We start from the raw sequence: 14539 nt of genomic DNA, 5'->3' as shown, positions 1-14539 counted from the left end.
TTTTATTTTTTATTCTTTGGGCGCTTCATAAGTCTTTTCCTCACGCCAAACAATTGTTTCTACACTTCCAGAATGTTGATTTTCTTTTTTTTCAACTAATCCTAAATCCCTAGCAATAATTACATGAGAAAAAGCGAATACTGCAGCACCTTCAAATTTTTGAGTGTAAATAATATCCTCTACTCGCGTAATGACTTCGGAAAAACCTTTGCTTTTGTCATCATTCTTACCTTCTAATGCCTTTTTGAAATCATTAAAGTATTTTGAATTTACTCCCAAAAACAAACAAAGTCCGGTTATGGTATATGGTGTTTCAGTAGGTATAAGAAACTTCTTTGGTGGATTCCCTTTATATTCAACTTTATTCCATTTTCTCTTGTCTGTGGCTTCAAAATATTCAGCACATGATTCCCAAAGTTGATTTGAATTTTCGAAAATCTTATCTCTTCCGTGTTTACTTCTTAGTTTCCACCATTCATTTCCTTTTTTGGCTGCCATAATATATGTTTTTAAATAGGGCAATATTTAAAAAATACTACCCTATGAATACCTATTTTTTTAAATCAAGTCGATGCATTGCTCTTCGTATCATTCCTATAATGACACTTTTATTCACCTTAATTTCACTTGGTTTAAAACTAGAACTATGCTGATCTGATTCGATTTCAATAAAGACATTCAAATCTCTAAGATTTGTGTTATCTGCATAAAAATTATCAATCATGTGATTTTTTAAATCGGCATAGGCTTTTACATAATTTTGAACTTTATCAAAGAATTCTTGTTCTTCCAGCGAGGTTAAATAAAACCTACAGTAAGTCTCCAGAATGTTCTCTTTATCATCATCAGAGATTGTGAAAGTTCCATTTTCAAAAGAAACATTTTTAGCTTTAAGATGAACCTGTCTTTCACTAATTCTTTGCTTTATATCCTTGGGAACAAACGATTTTAAAGCTGCTATTGCTTGCTCTAATTCCTCAATCAAATGCATGTGGTCCAGGATCATTTTTTCTCGAATGATATTCGATTTAACATTCATATCATCCAATTGACCATTTAACTCTTTTAAGAATTTGTTCTTTGCTAATATAATACTAACACTTGCTGTTAGATCCTTTAATTCTCTATTGGTAAACGCTCCAATATTAAGCGCTTCATATGCACTCTTTAAATTTTGAAGCATTGGCTTCATTTCTTTTAAATCTGAGCTGATTTCATTGAATAATTGAATATCCTCATGAAATAATTTTCTTTCCATTTCCATAGTTCTTTAGATAATATCTCCAACAATCGATTCAACATCTTCTTTCGATATTTCGTTTTGAATATGTGAATGTTTAAATTCGTTAAATTCGTTCTCCAGAGAATTAATCTGGTTTTTGATTGGGATTTCTGAATCAACATCGATACGATTAAACCATCGTAATCTTAATTCAGGCTTGAGGTTTTTGAGAGTCTCTGACTTTTCGAAGAGTTGAAAAGCCATCTCTTTTTTAATTTGCTTTGACATGATGTAAAAAATTTTTAATTATTAATTTTTCAATCATCTGTTTTTTCAAATATCGGGTTTGAACAATGGAACCCTGTTTCTTTTTATGGACTCCGAAAATTCAATTATTATTTTCAATTATTAGGGTGGTCGAATTTATAATTCGACACACTCTTGTATTATCTTTATTATCTTTTTATAATATCTTTTTATAATATCTTTTTATAGGTCGTGTTTGTTTGAAATAAATTCAAAATAATGGTCGTGCTAACTTTAAATTATGATATAAAAATGACATTCAAGTGGTCGTGTTAATGGTCGTGTTAATGGTCGTGTTACAATAAACCTTCATTCCTTAATCTTTCAATCGCTAATTGTTGAGCTGTTTTTTGAGCATTCTCTTGTTTTTTTTGTTTGCTTAAAATCCTATTTTTTTCAACTTGATATGCGAGTTCCTCAATTGTTAAAGAGAATGATACATAAAACCCTTTCGTGTATCTGGCATATGTTATTAATCCCCAATGATCCGACAACAGAGACTTTATTTTTTTTGTTTGATATTCATTTGCGTAAATCCTAATATTGTCATCTAAATCTTCAAAGTAATCAACAGAAGTTGCATTACCTTCCATTCTACTCAACCAAAATTTATTATCAATCTTACAATATGGCTTATTCTGTAAAATGCTTTTTATTGATAAAAAACCAAGCAAACAAATTTTATCAATCTCCCTTTTGTGATTATTATAAAAGTCCCAAAAAATACCTAACCTCAAGCCTACCATCGGGCACTTTTCCGGCTTATTTAAATATAAATGTTCGCCGTTTTTAAGCCATGCTAATGTTACATTTTTGTCTTCCGGAACTTTTATTTCGTAATAATTCAAAGAACTCTCAAACCTTTCCAAATCATTGGAATATTCTAATTTTTCCGAATGGGCATAAATTGAATATTCCAATATATTATTTAAGCACACTGAAGAGTGTTTCATGAACCCTTTAAGCAAGTGAATAGGAAAGTTGAAATATTTTTCTTGATTTTCATCTTTTGTCATATCTTTGTTTAGTTAGTTGCTTAAAGCCATTAAGCAATTTGCATTTGAACATAATGCCGGCCTTGAACAAGCCGGCTTTTCTTTTTCTATTCAACATCAGATTTTACTTTTAAAGGAATTAAAGCTTGCAACAATTCTTTCTTCTTGTAGTATCTACTATGTCCAATTCCATAAGCTATTATTCTTCCTGAATTGGTCCATCTCCAAAGTGTTGAACTTTCAATTTTTAGAAAAGCCATTGCTTCTTCTCTGGTAAGAAGTTCGTCTGAATCATTATTTAGATTGGATGCCTTTGGAAGTAGATGTTCTAAAGCAGCTTTAACCTGTTGTGATAAGATCTCTTTAAACTCATCAGCATTAATTCCTTCAATCTCAAACTTTTTCATTTGCTTTCGATTTAGAAATTAATACCTCCTTTAACTTCAATACTTCAGATTTTTTGAAATAGTACTTTGCATTGTTTGTTGGGATCGCGGTGATTTTCCCTTTCTTTTGTAGTCTTTGAATACAGCTTCTGGATCGCTGCAATAATAAAGCAGCTTCTTTTGCAGAAACTAATTCGTCAACTCCAGGAGTTAGACTTTCCATTGAAAAAATATATTTGGGAAATATCATGCCACTATTTCCTATAGTGGACTTTTTCAAGTATCAAGTGAACTTTAGATTAGTTCAAAGAATTGACATCTCAATAATCGGTAAAACAAATATACAAAAAAAGCGATAAATCTTATCGCTTTTAAAATAATTTAGAAAATGAATATTTTATTTGAACACAGATAAAAGATCTGTTACTTGATTTATCAGATTATCAATATCAATTTTTTCCGAATCAAATTCATTCAGCAACTCAAAATAAGCCTCATGAAGCGCTTCTTTTTCTCCTTCACTAATATTTGTGTATTTATCGTAAGATAATCCAAATATGGCAAATTCTGCCTGCACAGGCATTTCAAATTTTGAAAAGTCCAATACTCGATATGAAACAAGTTCGATTTTTTCAATTTCATTTCTTGCATTGAAATATTTTTTCAATTCCGGGCCTGGAAATCCTTTTTCATTTAGAATTGAATCTATTACCTGAAATAAAATTTCTGTATTGGCTCTAAATGGGGATTTTATGCTCTCGCAAAATCTATTTAACTTATTTAAAGCTGTAATACGGTTTAGGATTTCAATATTTAATCCAAATACACCAACCTCGTCTGTGAACTGCAGATGATTGATGTCTAAAACCATTTCTGAGGTAGAAACATTTTTAATCATAATTTTTAATTGTTAGTTGAACATACATTTGAACATATTACTTTCAGACTAATTGCTGAAAAGTGTATTCTTTGCCATTGATTGTTTGCTTGAACATTGATGTTTGCTTAAACTTATAGTTGAACTGTCTATAAGAATTGGATTCTGATTCAATTTTTTCAAATTTCTTCTGAAATTCTGAAAGGTTGGTTTCAAATAATATTACTTCGTTTTCTAGGCAGCATGAAAACAGCTTAGTAATTCTTTCATTCATATTTTATATTTTTCAATTATGTTGTAAATATAAGCACTTTATTTTACAATTGCAAATAATTTGTTGATAACTATTTTTAATAATCTTCTTTAAAACTTTTGCTTTTCATTACTTTTCAGAATGAAAATCTTACATAAATGAATAAAAAAGATAAAATCCAGTTTTACAAACAACAAATTGAAATATGTAAAGACATGAGAGCTATTGCAGAACAGAATATTGCTGTTGCAAATAGATTAGAACTTGAAGCAAAAAGCGCTTTGAAATTATTGGAAGCAAATCCGGAGCGTGCCCCAAGGGGTAAACATCAATTATCAGATGAAATGAAATTCAATCTGAGAGCAAGCTTAACAAAATAAAAACAAGTCAAAAATTAATAAACTATGAAAAAAATTACTTTCCTAATTATAAGCTTAATTTCATTTACTGGATTTACGCAAGAAATTGCTACAACTGAAAGTGGAAAAAAAGTTCAACTGCATAAAAATGGAACATACAAATATCTAAAAGAAACAAAAATTGAATCTACAACTTTAAAAAGTTCAGATATTATTACTGTTGGTGATTTTGTAAAATCGAAATCAAATTCAATTTATATTATCAATGGTGATGAGAAACCAGTAGAGGTACAATTTAGCCTAAGCTGCAGTTTGAACAGGTATTCTTCAATTTCAATTAATGAGATAAATTCAATGATCTCAACTGCAAACATTAAAACTATGTTTCAAATGAAAAACAGAAGAACTTATGTTCCTAAAAAAGTTTCTTTCTTTTTTTCCGATAAAGAATCTAATTGGCTAATTGCAATTGAATATATTGCTCAAAATGATTTTGGAGCAACAAAAGACGGTACAGCATACTCAACATTTGAAGAATTAGGAGAGTTTAAAGAAATTATTATTCCTTAATTAGCTAAATTTAAGTAAAAAAACCCGACTGGATTCAGACGGGTTTTAAGGTTAATAATTTAATCGGTCTGAAAGTTTATTTTACAAACCACTATTATCATTTTGCCTTAATATATTATTTAACTTTTGCTTTTTCTTGAACTTGTAGATGATGTTGTAGTTTTTGGAGCATCGCTTCTACTTTTAGTAGATGAGCTACTTTTAGTTGTACTATAAGTTGTTGAAGGGCTTTTCTCTGCTGTAGATTTAGAAACATATTGTCCTGATTCAGCACTTCTGTACTGTTTTTTCTCTTGTGCTTGCGTTGTTGTGAAAGCAAATAGCAATCCTGTAATTAAAAGTAATTTTTTCATAGTTGTTATTTTTTTATGTTCTTATTATTTAATTATCCTCATTATTATTTTTTTTTCATTCTGTTGAATTTTGATCGATACTCAGAAAATTTGATTGTATCATAAACACTTATGCAGGTGGCCGCCATACTATATGTGAATAACGCAACTAAAATTAGAAATAGTATATTATCCTGCAACCATTCCTTTGAGGAATATGTCTCAATATAATAAGATGTACCTGTGTACAATATAATCGAATAAATTAGGCTAAAAAAAAGAAATATTAATGTGACTTTAAAAGACCATAATAATTCTGTAAATAAATTCTCTTCATCCAAAAAATCTATAAAATCATTTTCAGATGAAGACATTATAATAGCAAGAGCAGCAAAAAACAATGAGAATATCAATGCTAAAATCGTGATACTCATATTATAAACCGAAAGTAAGAATTTCATGTCAATATATCCCGGCATAATAAAGTAAGCTATTGCAGTCACAAAAACTGTAGCAAAAAAATCCCAACTTAATATTAATGCCTTTACTCTTCTCATGCTTTTTTAGTTCTTAGACTAATTTTGTCAAATGTTGCTTTTAAATAGTTTATTATTGTTTTTGAATCTCCAGTAGATTCAATATCGACTGGTAGTACTGCAGAAACTTCTTTGTTATGTTGTTTGGTGGTGATAGTAACATTTGCACCTGACTCATCAAAGCCTTGAGCTGTACTTTCTCCATAACCATCCTCAGACATAATCATTTTACTTTTTGTTTCTTCATCTATTGTAATACCACCCGGTTTATTAGTTTCTTGTACTTCTTTATATTTTGCAATGTTGTTGTTACGTAATCGCTCGTCCATGCTTTTCCAAATATCGGCATTTCTTGGATTTGAAGGAACTAGAGATATCGTTATTTTTTTAATTTGTTTCAATGTAGATACTTTCTCTACAAATGAGTACTGTTCGGTTATACTTGTCATCGAAAAATCAAAATCCTTACCTTCACAGTTGATTTTAAACAACTCTGTGAACATTCTTGTAAACATCATTCTGGAAATAATATTTGGAACATCTTTAAAAGCAATTACAGACTCACTAACTTGTATAACAAATATCGATTTAGCAACAATAGAGTTAGTCGTTCCTCCTTTTTCGACTTTTCCTTTCTTTTCGTCAAAATATTCACCTTTGCCGTATGGATCATATTTAATTAATGTTCCAACAATAAAGTCATCATGAGTTTCTACGTCAACAATTTTATATGCATAATCTTTAAATCCAGCCGCAGCTGCACTTCTAATACCATCAATGTAAAAAACTTTTTTATTAACACCTTCGGGTACAGTTAAATGTAATCTATTAAATAATATTTTCGACATAATAATTCAGTTAGTTCAAAACAAATGTAAATAAAATCATTCAAGAATTTCACTTATAAATTAAAATTGCCTCTGTAAATACATTTAAAAATAATCTGCTAACTGCTTAGCTTTCTCAGAATCACTTTTACCAATATATTGCAAAAATTGATGCTCAGTACTATGACCGGTTGCAGCAATCAATAGCGATGTTGGTATTTTACCATAAAAATTTGTTGCAAAAGATCGACGACCAATATGAGAACTTACTAATTCCCACTTTTCATATACACCGGTTTCTTTCCTAGTTTTACTCTCATCAACCAATTTACCTGACTTACCAATTACTTTATTTCCGGTCTTTGTTGTTATTGCTTTTCCTCCTTTTACCTTTTGTTTTAAACCGGCCTCAAATGCAACCAATTTAATATAATCGTTATATTTTTGATCTGATATCGGATAAGGAAATTGACCATTCCTTTTTTCTAAGATTTCAAGAACTTTTCGATGTAATGGTAATGTCATTACTTTGCCGGTTTTCACTTGAGTAAAATCAATCAATGGCTTACCATCCTCATATCTTATCATGTTGCTCTTAAACCTCATAAAATCAGACACTCTCTGACCGGTATAGCAGCTTATTATAAGCCAGTCTCGGGCATTAGCCAAACTATCAGATAATTTTGTTGGTTCAATATTATTCAACAATTCAATCTCGTCTTCGGTCAAGTATATTTTTTCAGTTTTTGCACGTTCGAGTGATAATCCATCTAATTGAGGATGTGTTTCGAGACCCATAAAGCGTGCGTGTTTACAGAATGTTTTAATAAAAACCAGCTCTCGATGCATGGTATTTTGAGAATATCCTTCTTTGACAAGATAATTTACAAACTCTGTTTTGAATTTATCATTTATCCCATGGATTAATATAGGTTCTCTTCTATAAGCTTGAAATCTCTCTAATTTATGTTTAATTACATTAAATTTCTTCCTTGAAGCTTCTGAGATTTCATTCTTACGGTAATCAATATAAAAATCAATGTAATGGATTATATTCTCCGGAAGTGCTTTTTCTTTTTTTGGAGGATTATAATAATTTTCAATCTGTAACTGCAGCCAATTTTTTGTTATTGTTTCAGGATTAACTTTAGCAAACGCTTTTAAAATATGATTCTCTATTTTATTTAGATCATTATTGATTTCCGTTTGTTTGTTTTTAATACTGATTTCACTTACTCTTTTTAATTTATGCTGCTTAGTCCAATATTCTCTTGTTACTTCACATTTAGTACTTGCCCCAAAAACATAATCATTGTCCTGGTATCTGAACAATAATCTTAAAATTAGGTTGGCTTTTTCTTTGGATGAACGATATAAAAAATTAACTGTTGCCATAATTGAAATCATTTGAACAATACAAAAATAATCATTTGTACGGTAATTGTACGGTAAAATGAATACATTTGAAATCAATTGAAACAATTTGATACAATATGTTTTTTGAAAAAATATAAAAATACCAATATTTAAGACCTTTGATTCATATGAACCGGAAATATGATGAAATGTGAGTTTTCAAAAAATGTACTCTCTCCGACTCCACATAAAGCCTTTAAAATTTTATTTTAAAGGCTTTTTTATTTTAAAAATAATGCTAATATTGTAATTCTGTAACCCAAAAAATTAACTATAATTTTATAAAAATGAAAAGATTACTTTTAGCCTTATTAACAGCCGTTTCTTTCGGAATGCAGGCACAAGAAGCCAAATTTGACTTCCCATTAAACGAAAACGGACAAATTATTTTTACAGAAGTTGTTCCGGCAGAAGGAAAAACCAAGCAGGATTTGTTTACCAACTCCAAAATGTTTTTTGTGAACACTTACAAAGTAACTCAGGACAAGTTAAAGCAAAACGTTGAAGCTTCATCGGTTACAGACACTCAGTATTCTATAATGAATGTTAAAATCAACGGAAGCGATGTGAAAGTTAAATTGTTTTATACCGTAACAATTCTATCGAAAGACGGTAAATACAAATACGAAATCAAGAACATCTTAACCAAAACCGAGGTTTCCGAAACACCACTTGAAAAGTTATTTGATAAAACCGCAACTGAAAAAGCAGCGCAAAAACCAAAAACCATGGAAGTTTTAACCGCTTATTATGCGGCCATCAATACCGAAATCGGAAACATTAAATCGAACATTAAAAAGGAAATGAGTAAAGCCAATGCTAATTCAAGCGAATGGTAATTTTTTCCATAATAAATAAAAAGTCCCGAATTATCGGGACTTTTTTTATGGTTTCATAATCAATAACGAAGGCGTTTTATTTAACCAGGAACTCTGTTTGTCTAACAGTTCTTTCCAGGTTTCTACACTGATAATCATTAGATCCTGCTCATCCAATAGTGCTTTTTCAATCTTTCTTTCTACCGCCAGTTTAACATGTTTGGGGTATTTTTTACTGATTTTTTCTATCTGCTCATTAAATACTGAACTTCCTTTCAAATGTCCGGCTTTGTCTAAAATGGATACCGTAGCATTCGTATTTTCAATTAATTGTTTGGCATAATCCAAAAGAAACAAATCGCTTTCATCTAAAAGTAAAACAAATACTCTGTTGGCGTTTTGAAAATTTTTATCCACTAAAATACCAACGGGAACTTCTGTTTTGGATAAAATCAAAGCGGTTCTTTCGTCAAAATGATTACTGTCAAACAACTTCTCTCTTCCCGTGAATTTATTGATTAAACTCTCGGGACTGATAATTCGTGTAGTAAATCCAAGTACTTTCCCCAAGAAAGTTCCATCAAAAATAGACTGGCTCAAACTCATTAGCACCAAATCGAAATCTCCTTTGTTGGAAACTTCTATTACATCATTTTCGACTTCTATAGAACTTTTAAAAATAGTTGTTACCTGTTGACTCAATTCTTCTGACGCCTGCAAAACCGGCCTAAAACTTTCCTTCTCATACTCATCTATATTGTACGGATTCAATTCATTACTTGGCAAAATATGCATTGCGGTAACTACAGCTTTGTTGTTCATTTTTTTTACAAAATTGTTAGCCAAACGCAATAAAGACTTACTCTCATCGGCACTATGAAAAGAAAAAAGAATCTTGAACTTACTGTTTTGAACAATCTCTTTAGGAACAATTTCAGTTTTCGATTTGAATACAAAATTGATAATATCCAACGCAGGACCAGTCATAAAAGTTGTTGCCAACGCCATGATTACCATCATCGCAAAGATTTCCGGTTTCAGAACCCCCAAATCATATCCGATGTTCAAAACCACTAGCTCCATCAAACCGCGTGTATTCATTAATGCTCCGATAGTCAAACTGTCTTTCCAACTCTGTCCAACATATCTCGCCGTAAGCGCACTTCCGACAAACTTCCCGACTACAGCCACCAAAACAATGTATCCGCAAACTTCCCACAAATAAGCGTCATTCAACAATCCAATTTGCGTACGAAGTCCTGTAAACACAAAGAACAACGGAAGCAGCATCACTTGGGAAACATCCTCAACCTTTTCGATAAAAACATTACGGAAACGCATACTTTCCGGCATGATTACACCTGCCATAAAAGCTCCAAACAAAGCATGAATACCAATTATTTCTGTAGCATAAGATGAAATCAGCAATGTTAAAAAGAAAATCGCCACCACCGGTTTGGTAATACTTCCCGGATTGTCGTAAAGTTCACCAATACGTTTTAAAAATGGTTTAACCACTTTCAGCATCAACAAAACATATACAATCGCTAACGCAATAATGTATAGTGAACTTAAAAAAGAACCTGCTTTTACAATGGCGATTACCGCGGCTAAAATACACCAGGCAGTGATATCATCAGCGGCAGCACAGGTAATTACCATCGCGCCTAATTTTGTTTTATGCAAACCCCGCTCTTGTACTATACGTGCTAAAACCGGAAACGCCGTGATACTCATTGCTATTCCTGTAAACAAGGCAAAGGATAGGAATTCAATACCTTCCGGAGCAAATTCAGTATAAATAAAATAGGCTAAAACCATGCCCAAGGTAAACGGAATCACAATACTTGCATGACTGATTACCACCGCTTCTTTGGCTTTGTTTTGCAAAACTTTCAAATCAAGTTCCATTCCCACCACAAACATGAACAATATCAATCCTATCTGACTGAGAAACTGAAGATTACCCAACGAAGCCGCCGGAAACAGGGCTTCAGAAAATTCAGGAAAATAATTTCCGATAACTGAAGGTCCAAGAACAATCCCGGCAAGGATTTCACCAATAACGCTCGGCTGTCCGATTCTTTTAAAAAGAGCTCCGAAAAGACGGGCCACAAAAACAATGGTAACAATCTGAGCCAATAAAATAGCCAGCGGGTGTGTTAGATTATGACCTAAAGAATTAAGAAACTCTTGCCATTGACTGTTTTTAGAAGCCAAAACCACAACATTTCTGCCATTTTCCAAGACTTTTCCATTTTGTACTGTCCAGTACATGATGGCCGAAGTAACACCTACAATCCCGAAATAAAAAAAGCTGTTTTTGAATTTTTTCATAGTAAAACCAAGCGGTTTATGCCTTTCGCTTACGGACACCAATATTAGTAATAAAAAAGGAATTAGAAGTTATTGGAAGAATATTTATTCCGCTGAAATGAATATGACAATTATCATTTTAAATAAAAGCTTCATAAAGTAATTTTGAACTTGTAAAATCATCGTTATGACCACTTCATTAGTTCAAAAATACAATGTTCCGGGACCGCGTTATACAAGCTATCCGACTGTACCGTATTGGGATGAAAAAACATTTTCAACAGAACGCTGGAAAGACAGTTTTATACAATCGTTTTCCGAAAGCAACACTTCTGAGGGAATAAGCCTTTACATCCACTTGCCGTTTTGCGAAAGTTTGTGCACCTTTTGTGGTTGTCATAAACGAATTACCAAACGTCATGAAGTAGAACATCCATACATTGAAGCAGTTCTGAAAGAATGGAAGCTGTATTGCGATTTGTTTCCTGAAAAGCCCATCGTCAAAGAAATTCATTTGGGTGGTGGTACCCCAACATTTTTCTCACCGGAAAATCTGGAAAACCTCATCATCGGAATTTTTAAACGAGCTGAAAAAGCAAAAGAACATGAATTCAGTTTTGAAGGTCATCCCAACAATACAACACGCGAACATCTGCAAAAACTATATAATTTAGGCTTTCGCAGAGTGAGTTTCGGTGTTCAGGATTACTCCGATAAAGTACAAAATGCCATCCATAGGATTCAACCGTTTCACAATGTGGCGAAAGTTACGTTTTGGGCAAAAGAGATTGGTTATACTTCTGTTTCGCATGATTTGGTATTCGGATTACCATTTCAGTCGCTTGAAAATGTGGTGGATACCATTGAGAAAACCAAAGCACTTTCTCCTGACCGCTTAGCTTTTTACAGCTATGCCCATGTTCCGTGGATTAAAGGTAACGGGCAACGTGGTTTTAAAGATGAAGATGTACCGAAAGACGATGAAAAACGACGTTTGTATGAAGTCGGCAAACAACTTTTATCAAAAAAAGGCTATCACGAAATTGGCATGGATCATTTTGCCTACAAAAAAGACAGCATGTTTCAGGCGTTTCAGGAAGGAAAACTGCATCGTAATTTCATGGGCTACACTTCTTCTAAAACACAGTTAATGATTGGTTTAGGCGTTTCTTCCATCAGTGACAGCTGGTACGGATTTGCGCAAAACGAAAAGACTTTGGAAGACTACTATACCCGATTGGATAACAACGAAATCCCTGTTTGTAAAGGTCATATTTTAAACGAAGAAGATTTAATCATCCGCAAACACATTTTGAATCTGATGTGTCAATTTACCACTTCTTGGGATGAAAAGTATTTGTATTTTAAAGAACTACCCAATGTTTTGGCACAATTACAGGAAATGGAAAACGATGGTTTGCTCATCATCCAACACAATGCCATTACCGTTACCGAAAAAGGAAAACCTTTTGTACGCAACATCTGCATGGCTTTTGATTTACGTTTAAAACGCAAAGCACCGCAAACGCAATTGTTCTCCATGACGGTTTAATAGCGAAATAAACCTTATTTTTGGAGTAAGCCTTACCTAAATTATGGAAGATTTACTTCGTAAAATAGAACAATGTATCGTCTGCAAAGATTTTCTGCCGAATTCTCCGAAACCGGTTTTGTCTATCAGTGCCGAATCCAAAATCATTATTATTGGTCAGGCCCCTGGAACTAAAGCACATGCAAGCGGAATTCCCTGGAACGATGCCAGTGGTGAAGAACTTAGACGTTGGCTCAATGTAGACCGCAATCAATTTTACGATACTTCTATTTTTGGGATTATGCCGATGGGCTTCTGTTATCCGGGAAAAGGAAAATCCGGCGATTTACCACCAAGACCGGAATGCGAACCGCTATGGCATCAACAACTTTTAGAAAATGTAACCAATGTAAAACTGATCCTGCTCATCGGAAATTATGCGCATAAATACTATCTGAAAGACAAAGCTTATAAGAATTTAACGGAAAACGTGCTGCATTACAAAGAATTTCTGCCGAAGTTTTTACCACTGGTACATCCATCGCCCAGAAATAAATTATGGCAGAAGAAAAATCCGTGGTTTGAAGAAGAAGTTGTGCCGGAACTCAGGAAAATTGTTCGCGAAGCCTTAAAACAACTATTTACAAACTGGATTGTTTTGCACAAAAAGGCTCAAATCACTTGGGGAAACATAAGGAATCCCCAAGCCTAAACCTCTCATAATAAACAACATTCCGATAAAAACCGTCACAATTGGAATAGCTTTCTGAATTTTGTTGCGCATCGGGACAGTTACTAAATTAGAAACATAAACTACAGCGCTCATCATCGGAATCGTTCCTAAACCGTAAAGCAGCATATAGCCAACTCCCAACAATTCATGCTGCATGGCAATCGCACCGAATAAAGCCACGTACACCAATCCGCAAGGCAAAAATCCGTTTAATAAACCTATGGCAAACAAGGCTTTATAACTACGCTTTTTAAATTGGCTTCCCAAAGCCGTTTTCACTCTCGAAATCAATCGGTAAACCGGTTTGGAAAAATTATATTGGGCGAGGACTTTCTCCGGAATAAGTACGAATGCAATCATCAAAATGCCAATGACAACAGACAACTGCTGCTGCAATCCCGCAAGAAAAAGTCCTTTACCCAACAAACCAAAAACCAACCCGAAAGTCATATATGACACTACCCTTCCGGAATGATACGTTAATAACTGTAGTATCTTTTTAGCAGGATTTTTGTGGTCGATCGGCAGCATCATTGCAATGGGACCACACATCCCAATGCAATGTAAACTACTGATTAACCCAAGTATGAACCCCGAAAAAAGCATTTTATAAATTTACTTGTTGTTTATTCAAATACCCAACACCTTCGTATTCCCAATCTATGGTAATGTCCCAACGACCGCCCACCAAATCTGTTTTAGGTATGAGCAAATTTGAAGAGGATAATGAGATCGTTTTCTCAAAATCCAATTTCTGGTTGGACGGTCTGTAGAAGGACACTTTGCCTTTAATTTTAGTATAATCGAATGTTTTCGGAAAGCTTATTAATATGCCTCCGTTTTGAGACGTCACTGTTAGTTTTTCTTTTAAATCGTAAGCATGTTGCGATTTGTCCAACTGTTGTTGGAATCCTAATTCTTTCTTGTAATATTCCTCAGTAACCATTTCGTGGTCGTACTGCGAATCGGATTGTACTTTGAATACGAAGTACAAAATAAATGTCATGAACAGCCCAAAAGCAATGACAATTCCTGTTCCCCAATTAACTTTCATAGTCTTTA

19 protein-coding genes are annotated in these 14539 nt (G+C 33.0%); 5 read left to right on the top strand and 14 right to left on the bottom strand.

Annotation, left to right across the window (positions count from 1 at the left end; translation table 11 throughout):
• Positions 1-9: 9 nt before the first annotated feature.
• The 7 genes from ABGT15_RS12120 to ABGT15_RS12090 form a co-directional block, all read right to left on the bottom strand.
• The gene (locus tag ABGT15_RS12120; protein ID WP_367231704.1) at positions 10-498 is read right to left on the bottom strand and encodes a terminase small subunit; all 489 of its coding nucleotides are present in this window, start codon (positions 496-498) and stop codon (positions 10-12) included.
• A gap of 52 nt (positions 499-550) precedes the next feature.
• Positions 551-1258, bottom strand: a complete 708-nt coding sequence (locus ABGT15_RS12115) for a hypothetical protein (RefSeq protein ID WP_367231703.1) — start codon at positions 1256-1258, stop codon at positions 551-553.
• A 12-nt stretch (positions 1259-1270) separates the two neighbouring features.
• Positions 1271-1486, bottom strand: a complete 216-nt coding sequence (locus ABGT15_RS12110) for a hypothetical protein (protein ID WP_367231702.1) — start codon at positions 1484-1486, stop codon at positions 1271-1273.
• Between the two features lie 338 nt (positions 1487-1824).
• The gene (locus tag ABGT15_RS12105; RefSeq protein WP_367231701.1) at positions 1825-2544 is read right to left on the bottom strand and encodes a hypothetical protein; all 720 of its coding nucleotides are present in this window, start codon (positions 2542-2544) and stop codon (positions 1825-1827) included.
• A gap of 86 nt (positions 2545-2630) precedes the next feature.
• A complete protein-coding gene (locus tag ABGT15_RS12100; RefSeq protein WP_367231700.1) occupies positions 2631-2930 on the bottom strand; it encodes a helix-turn-helix domain-containing protein in 300 nt (99 codons plus the stop codon).
• Entirely contained in the window at positions 2917-3132 is a 216-nt protein-coding gene (locus tag ABGT15_RS12095; RefSeq protein WP_367231699.1) for a helix-turn-helix domain-containing protein, read from the bottom strand. The genes ABGT15_RS12100 and ABGT15_RS12095 overlap by 14 nt, the downstream gene beginning before the upstream one ends.
• Positions 3133-3306: 174 nt before the next feature.
• Positions 3307-3807, bottom strand: coding sequence for a hypothetical protein (locus ABGT15_RS12090; RefSeq protein WP_367231698.1), 501 nt, complete (start codon positions 3805-3807; stop codon positions 3307-3309).
• 390 nt (positions 3808-4197) lie between these two features.
• On the opposite strand from ABGT15_RS12090, the gene ABGT15_RS12085 reads away from it, so the two are divergent.
• On the top strand, positions 4198-4419 hold the full coding sequence (locus tag ABGT15_RS12085; RefSeq protein WP_367231697.1) for a hypothetical protein: 222 nt from the start codon (positions 4198-4200) through the stop codon (positions 4417-4419).
• Positions 4420-4443: 24 nt separating this feature from the next.
• The gene (locus ABGT15_RS12080) at positions 4444-4968 is read left to right on the top strand and encodes a hypothetical protein (RefSeq protein WP_367231696.1); all 525 of its coding nucleotides are present in this window, start codon (positions 4444-4446) and stop codon (positions 4966-4968) included.
• A 119-nt stretch (positions 4969-5087) separates the two neighbouring features.
• Here the strand turns inward: ABGT15_RS12080 and ABGT15_RS12075 are convergent, their stop codons facing one another.
• From ABGT15_RS12075 to ABGT15_RS12060, 4 genes are all read right to left on the bottom strand, one after another.
• Positions 5088-5321 carry a hypothetical protein gene (locus ABGT15_RS12075; protein WP_367231695.1) on the bottom strand — a complete coding sequence of 78 codons (234 nt, stop codon included), beginning with the start codon at positions 5319-5321 and terminating at the stop codon, positions 5088-5090.
• A gap of 44 nt (positions 5322-5365) precedes the next feature.
• Complete coding sequence (locus tag ABGT15_RS12070) at positions 5366-5857, bottom strand: hypothetical protein (RefSeq protein WP_367231694.1); 492 nt, start codon at positions 5855-5857, stop codon at positions 5366-5368.
• A complete protein-coding gene (locus ABGT15_RS12065; protein WP_367231693.1) occupies positions 5854-6684 on the bottom strand; it encodes a DUF4747 family protein in 831 nt (276 codons plus the stop codon). The genes ABGT15_RS12070 and ABGT15_RS12065 overlap by 4 nt, the downstream gene beginning before the upstream one ends.
• Before the next feature lie 84 nt (positions 6685-6768).
• A complete protein-coding gene (locus ABGT15_RS12060; RefSeq protein ID WP_367231692.1) occupies positions 6769-8058 on the bottom strand; it encodes a tyrosine-type recombinase/integrase in 1290 nt (429 codons plus the stop codon).
• 308 nt (positions 8059-8366) lie between these two features.
• Between ABGT15_RS12060 and ABGT15_RS12055 the strand changes: the two genes are divergently transcribed.
• On the top strand, positions 8367-8918 hold the full coding sequence (locus tag ABGT15_RS12055) for a DUF4468 domain-containing protein (RefSeq protein WP_367231691.1): 552 nt from the start codon (positions 8367-8369) through the stop codon (positions 8916-8918).
• A gap of 45 nt (positions 8919-8963) precedes the next feature.
• Here ABGT15_RS12055 and ABGT15_RS12050 read toward each other — a convergent pair whose 3' ends face one another.
• Positions 8964-11234 carry a cation:proton antiporter domain-containing protein gene (locus ABGT15_RS12050; RefSeq protein WP_367231690.1) on the bottom strand — a complete coding sequence of 757 codons (2271 nt, stop codon included), beginning with the start codon at positions 11232-11234 and terminating at the stop codon, positions 8964-8966.
• A 166-nt stretch (positions 11235-11400) separates the two neighbouring features.
• Here ABGT15_RS12050 and hemN point away from each other — a divergent pair, with 166 nt between their 5' ends.
• Both hemN and ABGT15_RS12040 read left to right on the top strand, forming a co-directional pair.
• Entirely contained in the window at positions 11401-12765 is a 1365-nt protein-coding gene (gene hemN / locus ABGT15_RS12045; RefSeq protein ID WP_367231689.1) for an oxygen-independent coproporphyrinogen III oxidase, read from the top strand.
• Between the two features lie 43 nt (positions 12766-12808).
• The gene (locus ABGT15_RS12040) at positions 12809-13456 is read left to right on the top strand and encodes a uracil-DNA glycosylase family protein (protein WP_367231688.1); all 648 of its coding nucleotides are present in this window, start codon (positions 12809-12811) and stop codon (positions 13454-13456) included.
• On the opposite strand, the gene ABGT15_RS12035 is transcribed toward ABGT15_RS12040, so the two are convergent.
• Positions 13382-14083: a sulfite exporter TauE/SafE family protein gene (locus ABGT15_RS12035; RefSeq protein ID WP_367231687.1), complete on the bottom strand. Its 702-nt coding sequence runs from the start codon at positions 14081-14083 to the stop codon at positions 13382-13384. The genes ABGT15_RS12040 and ABGT15_RS12035 overlap by 75 nt on opposite strands.
• Position 14084: 1 nt before the next feature.
• Complete coding sequence (locus ABGT15_RS12030; protein WP_367231686.1) at positions 14085-14531, bottom strand: FixH family protein; 447 nt, start codon at positions 14529-14531, stop codon at positions 14085-14087.
• Positions 14532-14539 lie beyond the last annotated feature (8 nt).

This window comes from Flavobacterium enshiense (assembly GCF_040750275.1).
GTDB classification, from domain to species: Bacteria; Bacteroidota; Bacteroidia; order Flavobacteriales; family Flavobacteriaceae; genus Flavobacterium; species Flavobacterium enshiense_B.
This window is presented reverse-complemented; position numbering and strand designations above follow the sequence as displayed.

Coding starts and splice junctions, on each gene's coding strand:
- ABGT15_RS12080 (WP_367231696.1), top strand. CDS start 4,444: ATGAAAAAAATTACTTTCCTAATTATAAGCTTAATTTCATTTACTGGA.
- ABGT15_RS12120 (WP_367231704.1), bottom strand. CDS start 498: ATGGCAGCCAAAAAAGGAAATGAATGGTGGAAACTAAGAAGTAAACAC.
- ABGT15_RS12060 (WP_367231692.1), bottom strand. CDS start 8,058: ATGGCAACAGTTAATTTTTTATATCGTTCATCCAAAGAAAAAGCCAAC.
- ABGT15_RS12110 (WP_367231702.1), bottom strand. CDS start 1,486: ATGGCTTTTCAACTCTTCGAAAAGTCAGAGACTCTCAAAAACCTCAAG.
- hemN (WP_367231689.1), top strand. CDS start 11,401: ATGACCACTTCATTAGTTCAAAAATACAATGTTCCGGGACCGCGTTAT.
- ABGT15_RS12055 (WP_367231691.1), top strand. CDS start 8,367: ATGAAAAGATTACTTTTAGCCTTATTAACAGCCGTTTCTTTCGGAATG.
- ABGT15_RS12090 (WP_367231698.1), bottom strand. CDS start 3,807: ATGATTAAAAATGTTTCTACCTCAGAAATGGTTTTAGACATCAATCAT.
- ABGT15_RS12100 (WP_367231700.1), bottom strand. CDS start 2,930: ATGAAAAAGTTTGAGATTGAAGGAATTAATGCTGATGAGTTTAAAGAG.
- ABGT15_RS12050 (WP_367231690.1), bottom strand. CDS start 11,234: ATGAAAAAATTCAAAAACAGCTTTTTTTATTTCGGGATTGTAGGTGTT.
- ABGT15_RS12115 (WP_367231703.1), bottom strand. CDS start 1,258: ATGGAAAGAAAATTATTTCATGAGGATATTCAATTATTCAATGAAATC.
- ABGT15_RS12035 (WP_367231687.1), bottom strand. CDS start 14,083: ATGCTTTTTTCGGGGTTCATACTTGGGTTAATCAGTAGTTTACATTGC.
- ABGT15_RS12030 (WP_367231686.1), bottom strand. CDS start 14,531: ATGAAAGTTAATTGGGGAACAGGAATTGTCATTGCTTTTGGGCTGTTC.
- ABGT15_RS12065 (WP_367231693.1), bottom strand. CDS start 6,684: ATGTCGAAAATATTATTTAATAGATTACATTTAACTGTACCCGAAGGT.
- ABGT15_RS12105 (WP_367231701.1), bottom strand. CDS start 2,544: ATGACAAAAGATGAAAATCAAGAAAAATATTTCAACTTTCCTATTCAC.
- ABGT15_RS12070 (WP_367231694.1), bottom strand. CDS start 5,857: ATGAGAAGAGTAAAGGCATTAATATTAAGTTGGGATTTTTTTGCTACA.
- ABGT15_RS12095 (WP_367231699.1), bottom strand. CDS start 3,132: ATGGAAAGTCTAACTCCTGGAGTTGACGAATTAGTTTCTGCAAAAGAA.
- ABGT15_RS12085 (WP_367231697.1), top strand. CDS start 4,198: ATGAATAAAAAAGATAAAATCCAGTTTTACAAACAACAAATTGAAATA.
- ABGT15_RS12040 (WP_367231688.1), top strand. CDS start 12,809: ATGGAAGATTTACTTCGTAAAATAGAACAATGTATCGTCTGCAAAGAT.
- ABGT15_RS12075 (WP_367231695.1), bottom strand. CDS start 5,321: ATGAAAAAATTACTTTTAATTACAGGATTGCTATTTGCTTTCACAACA.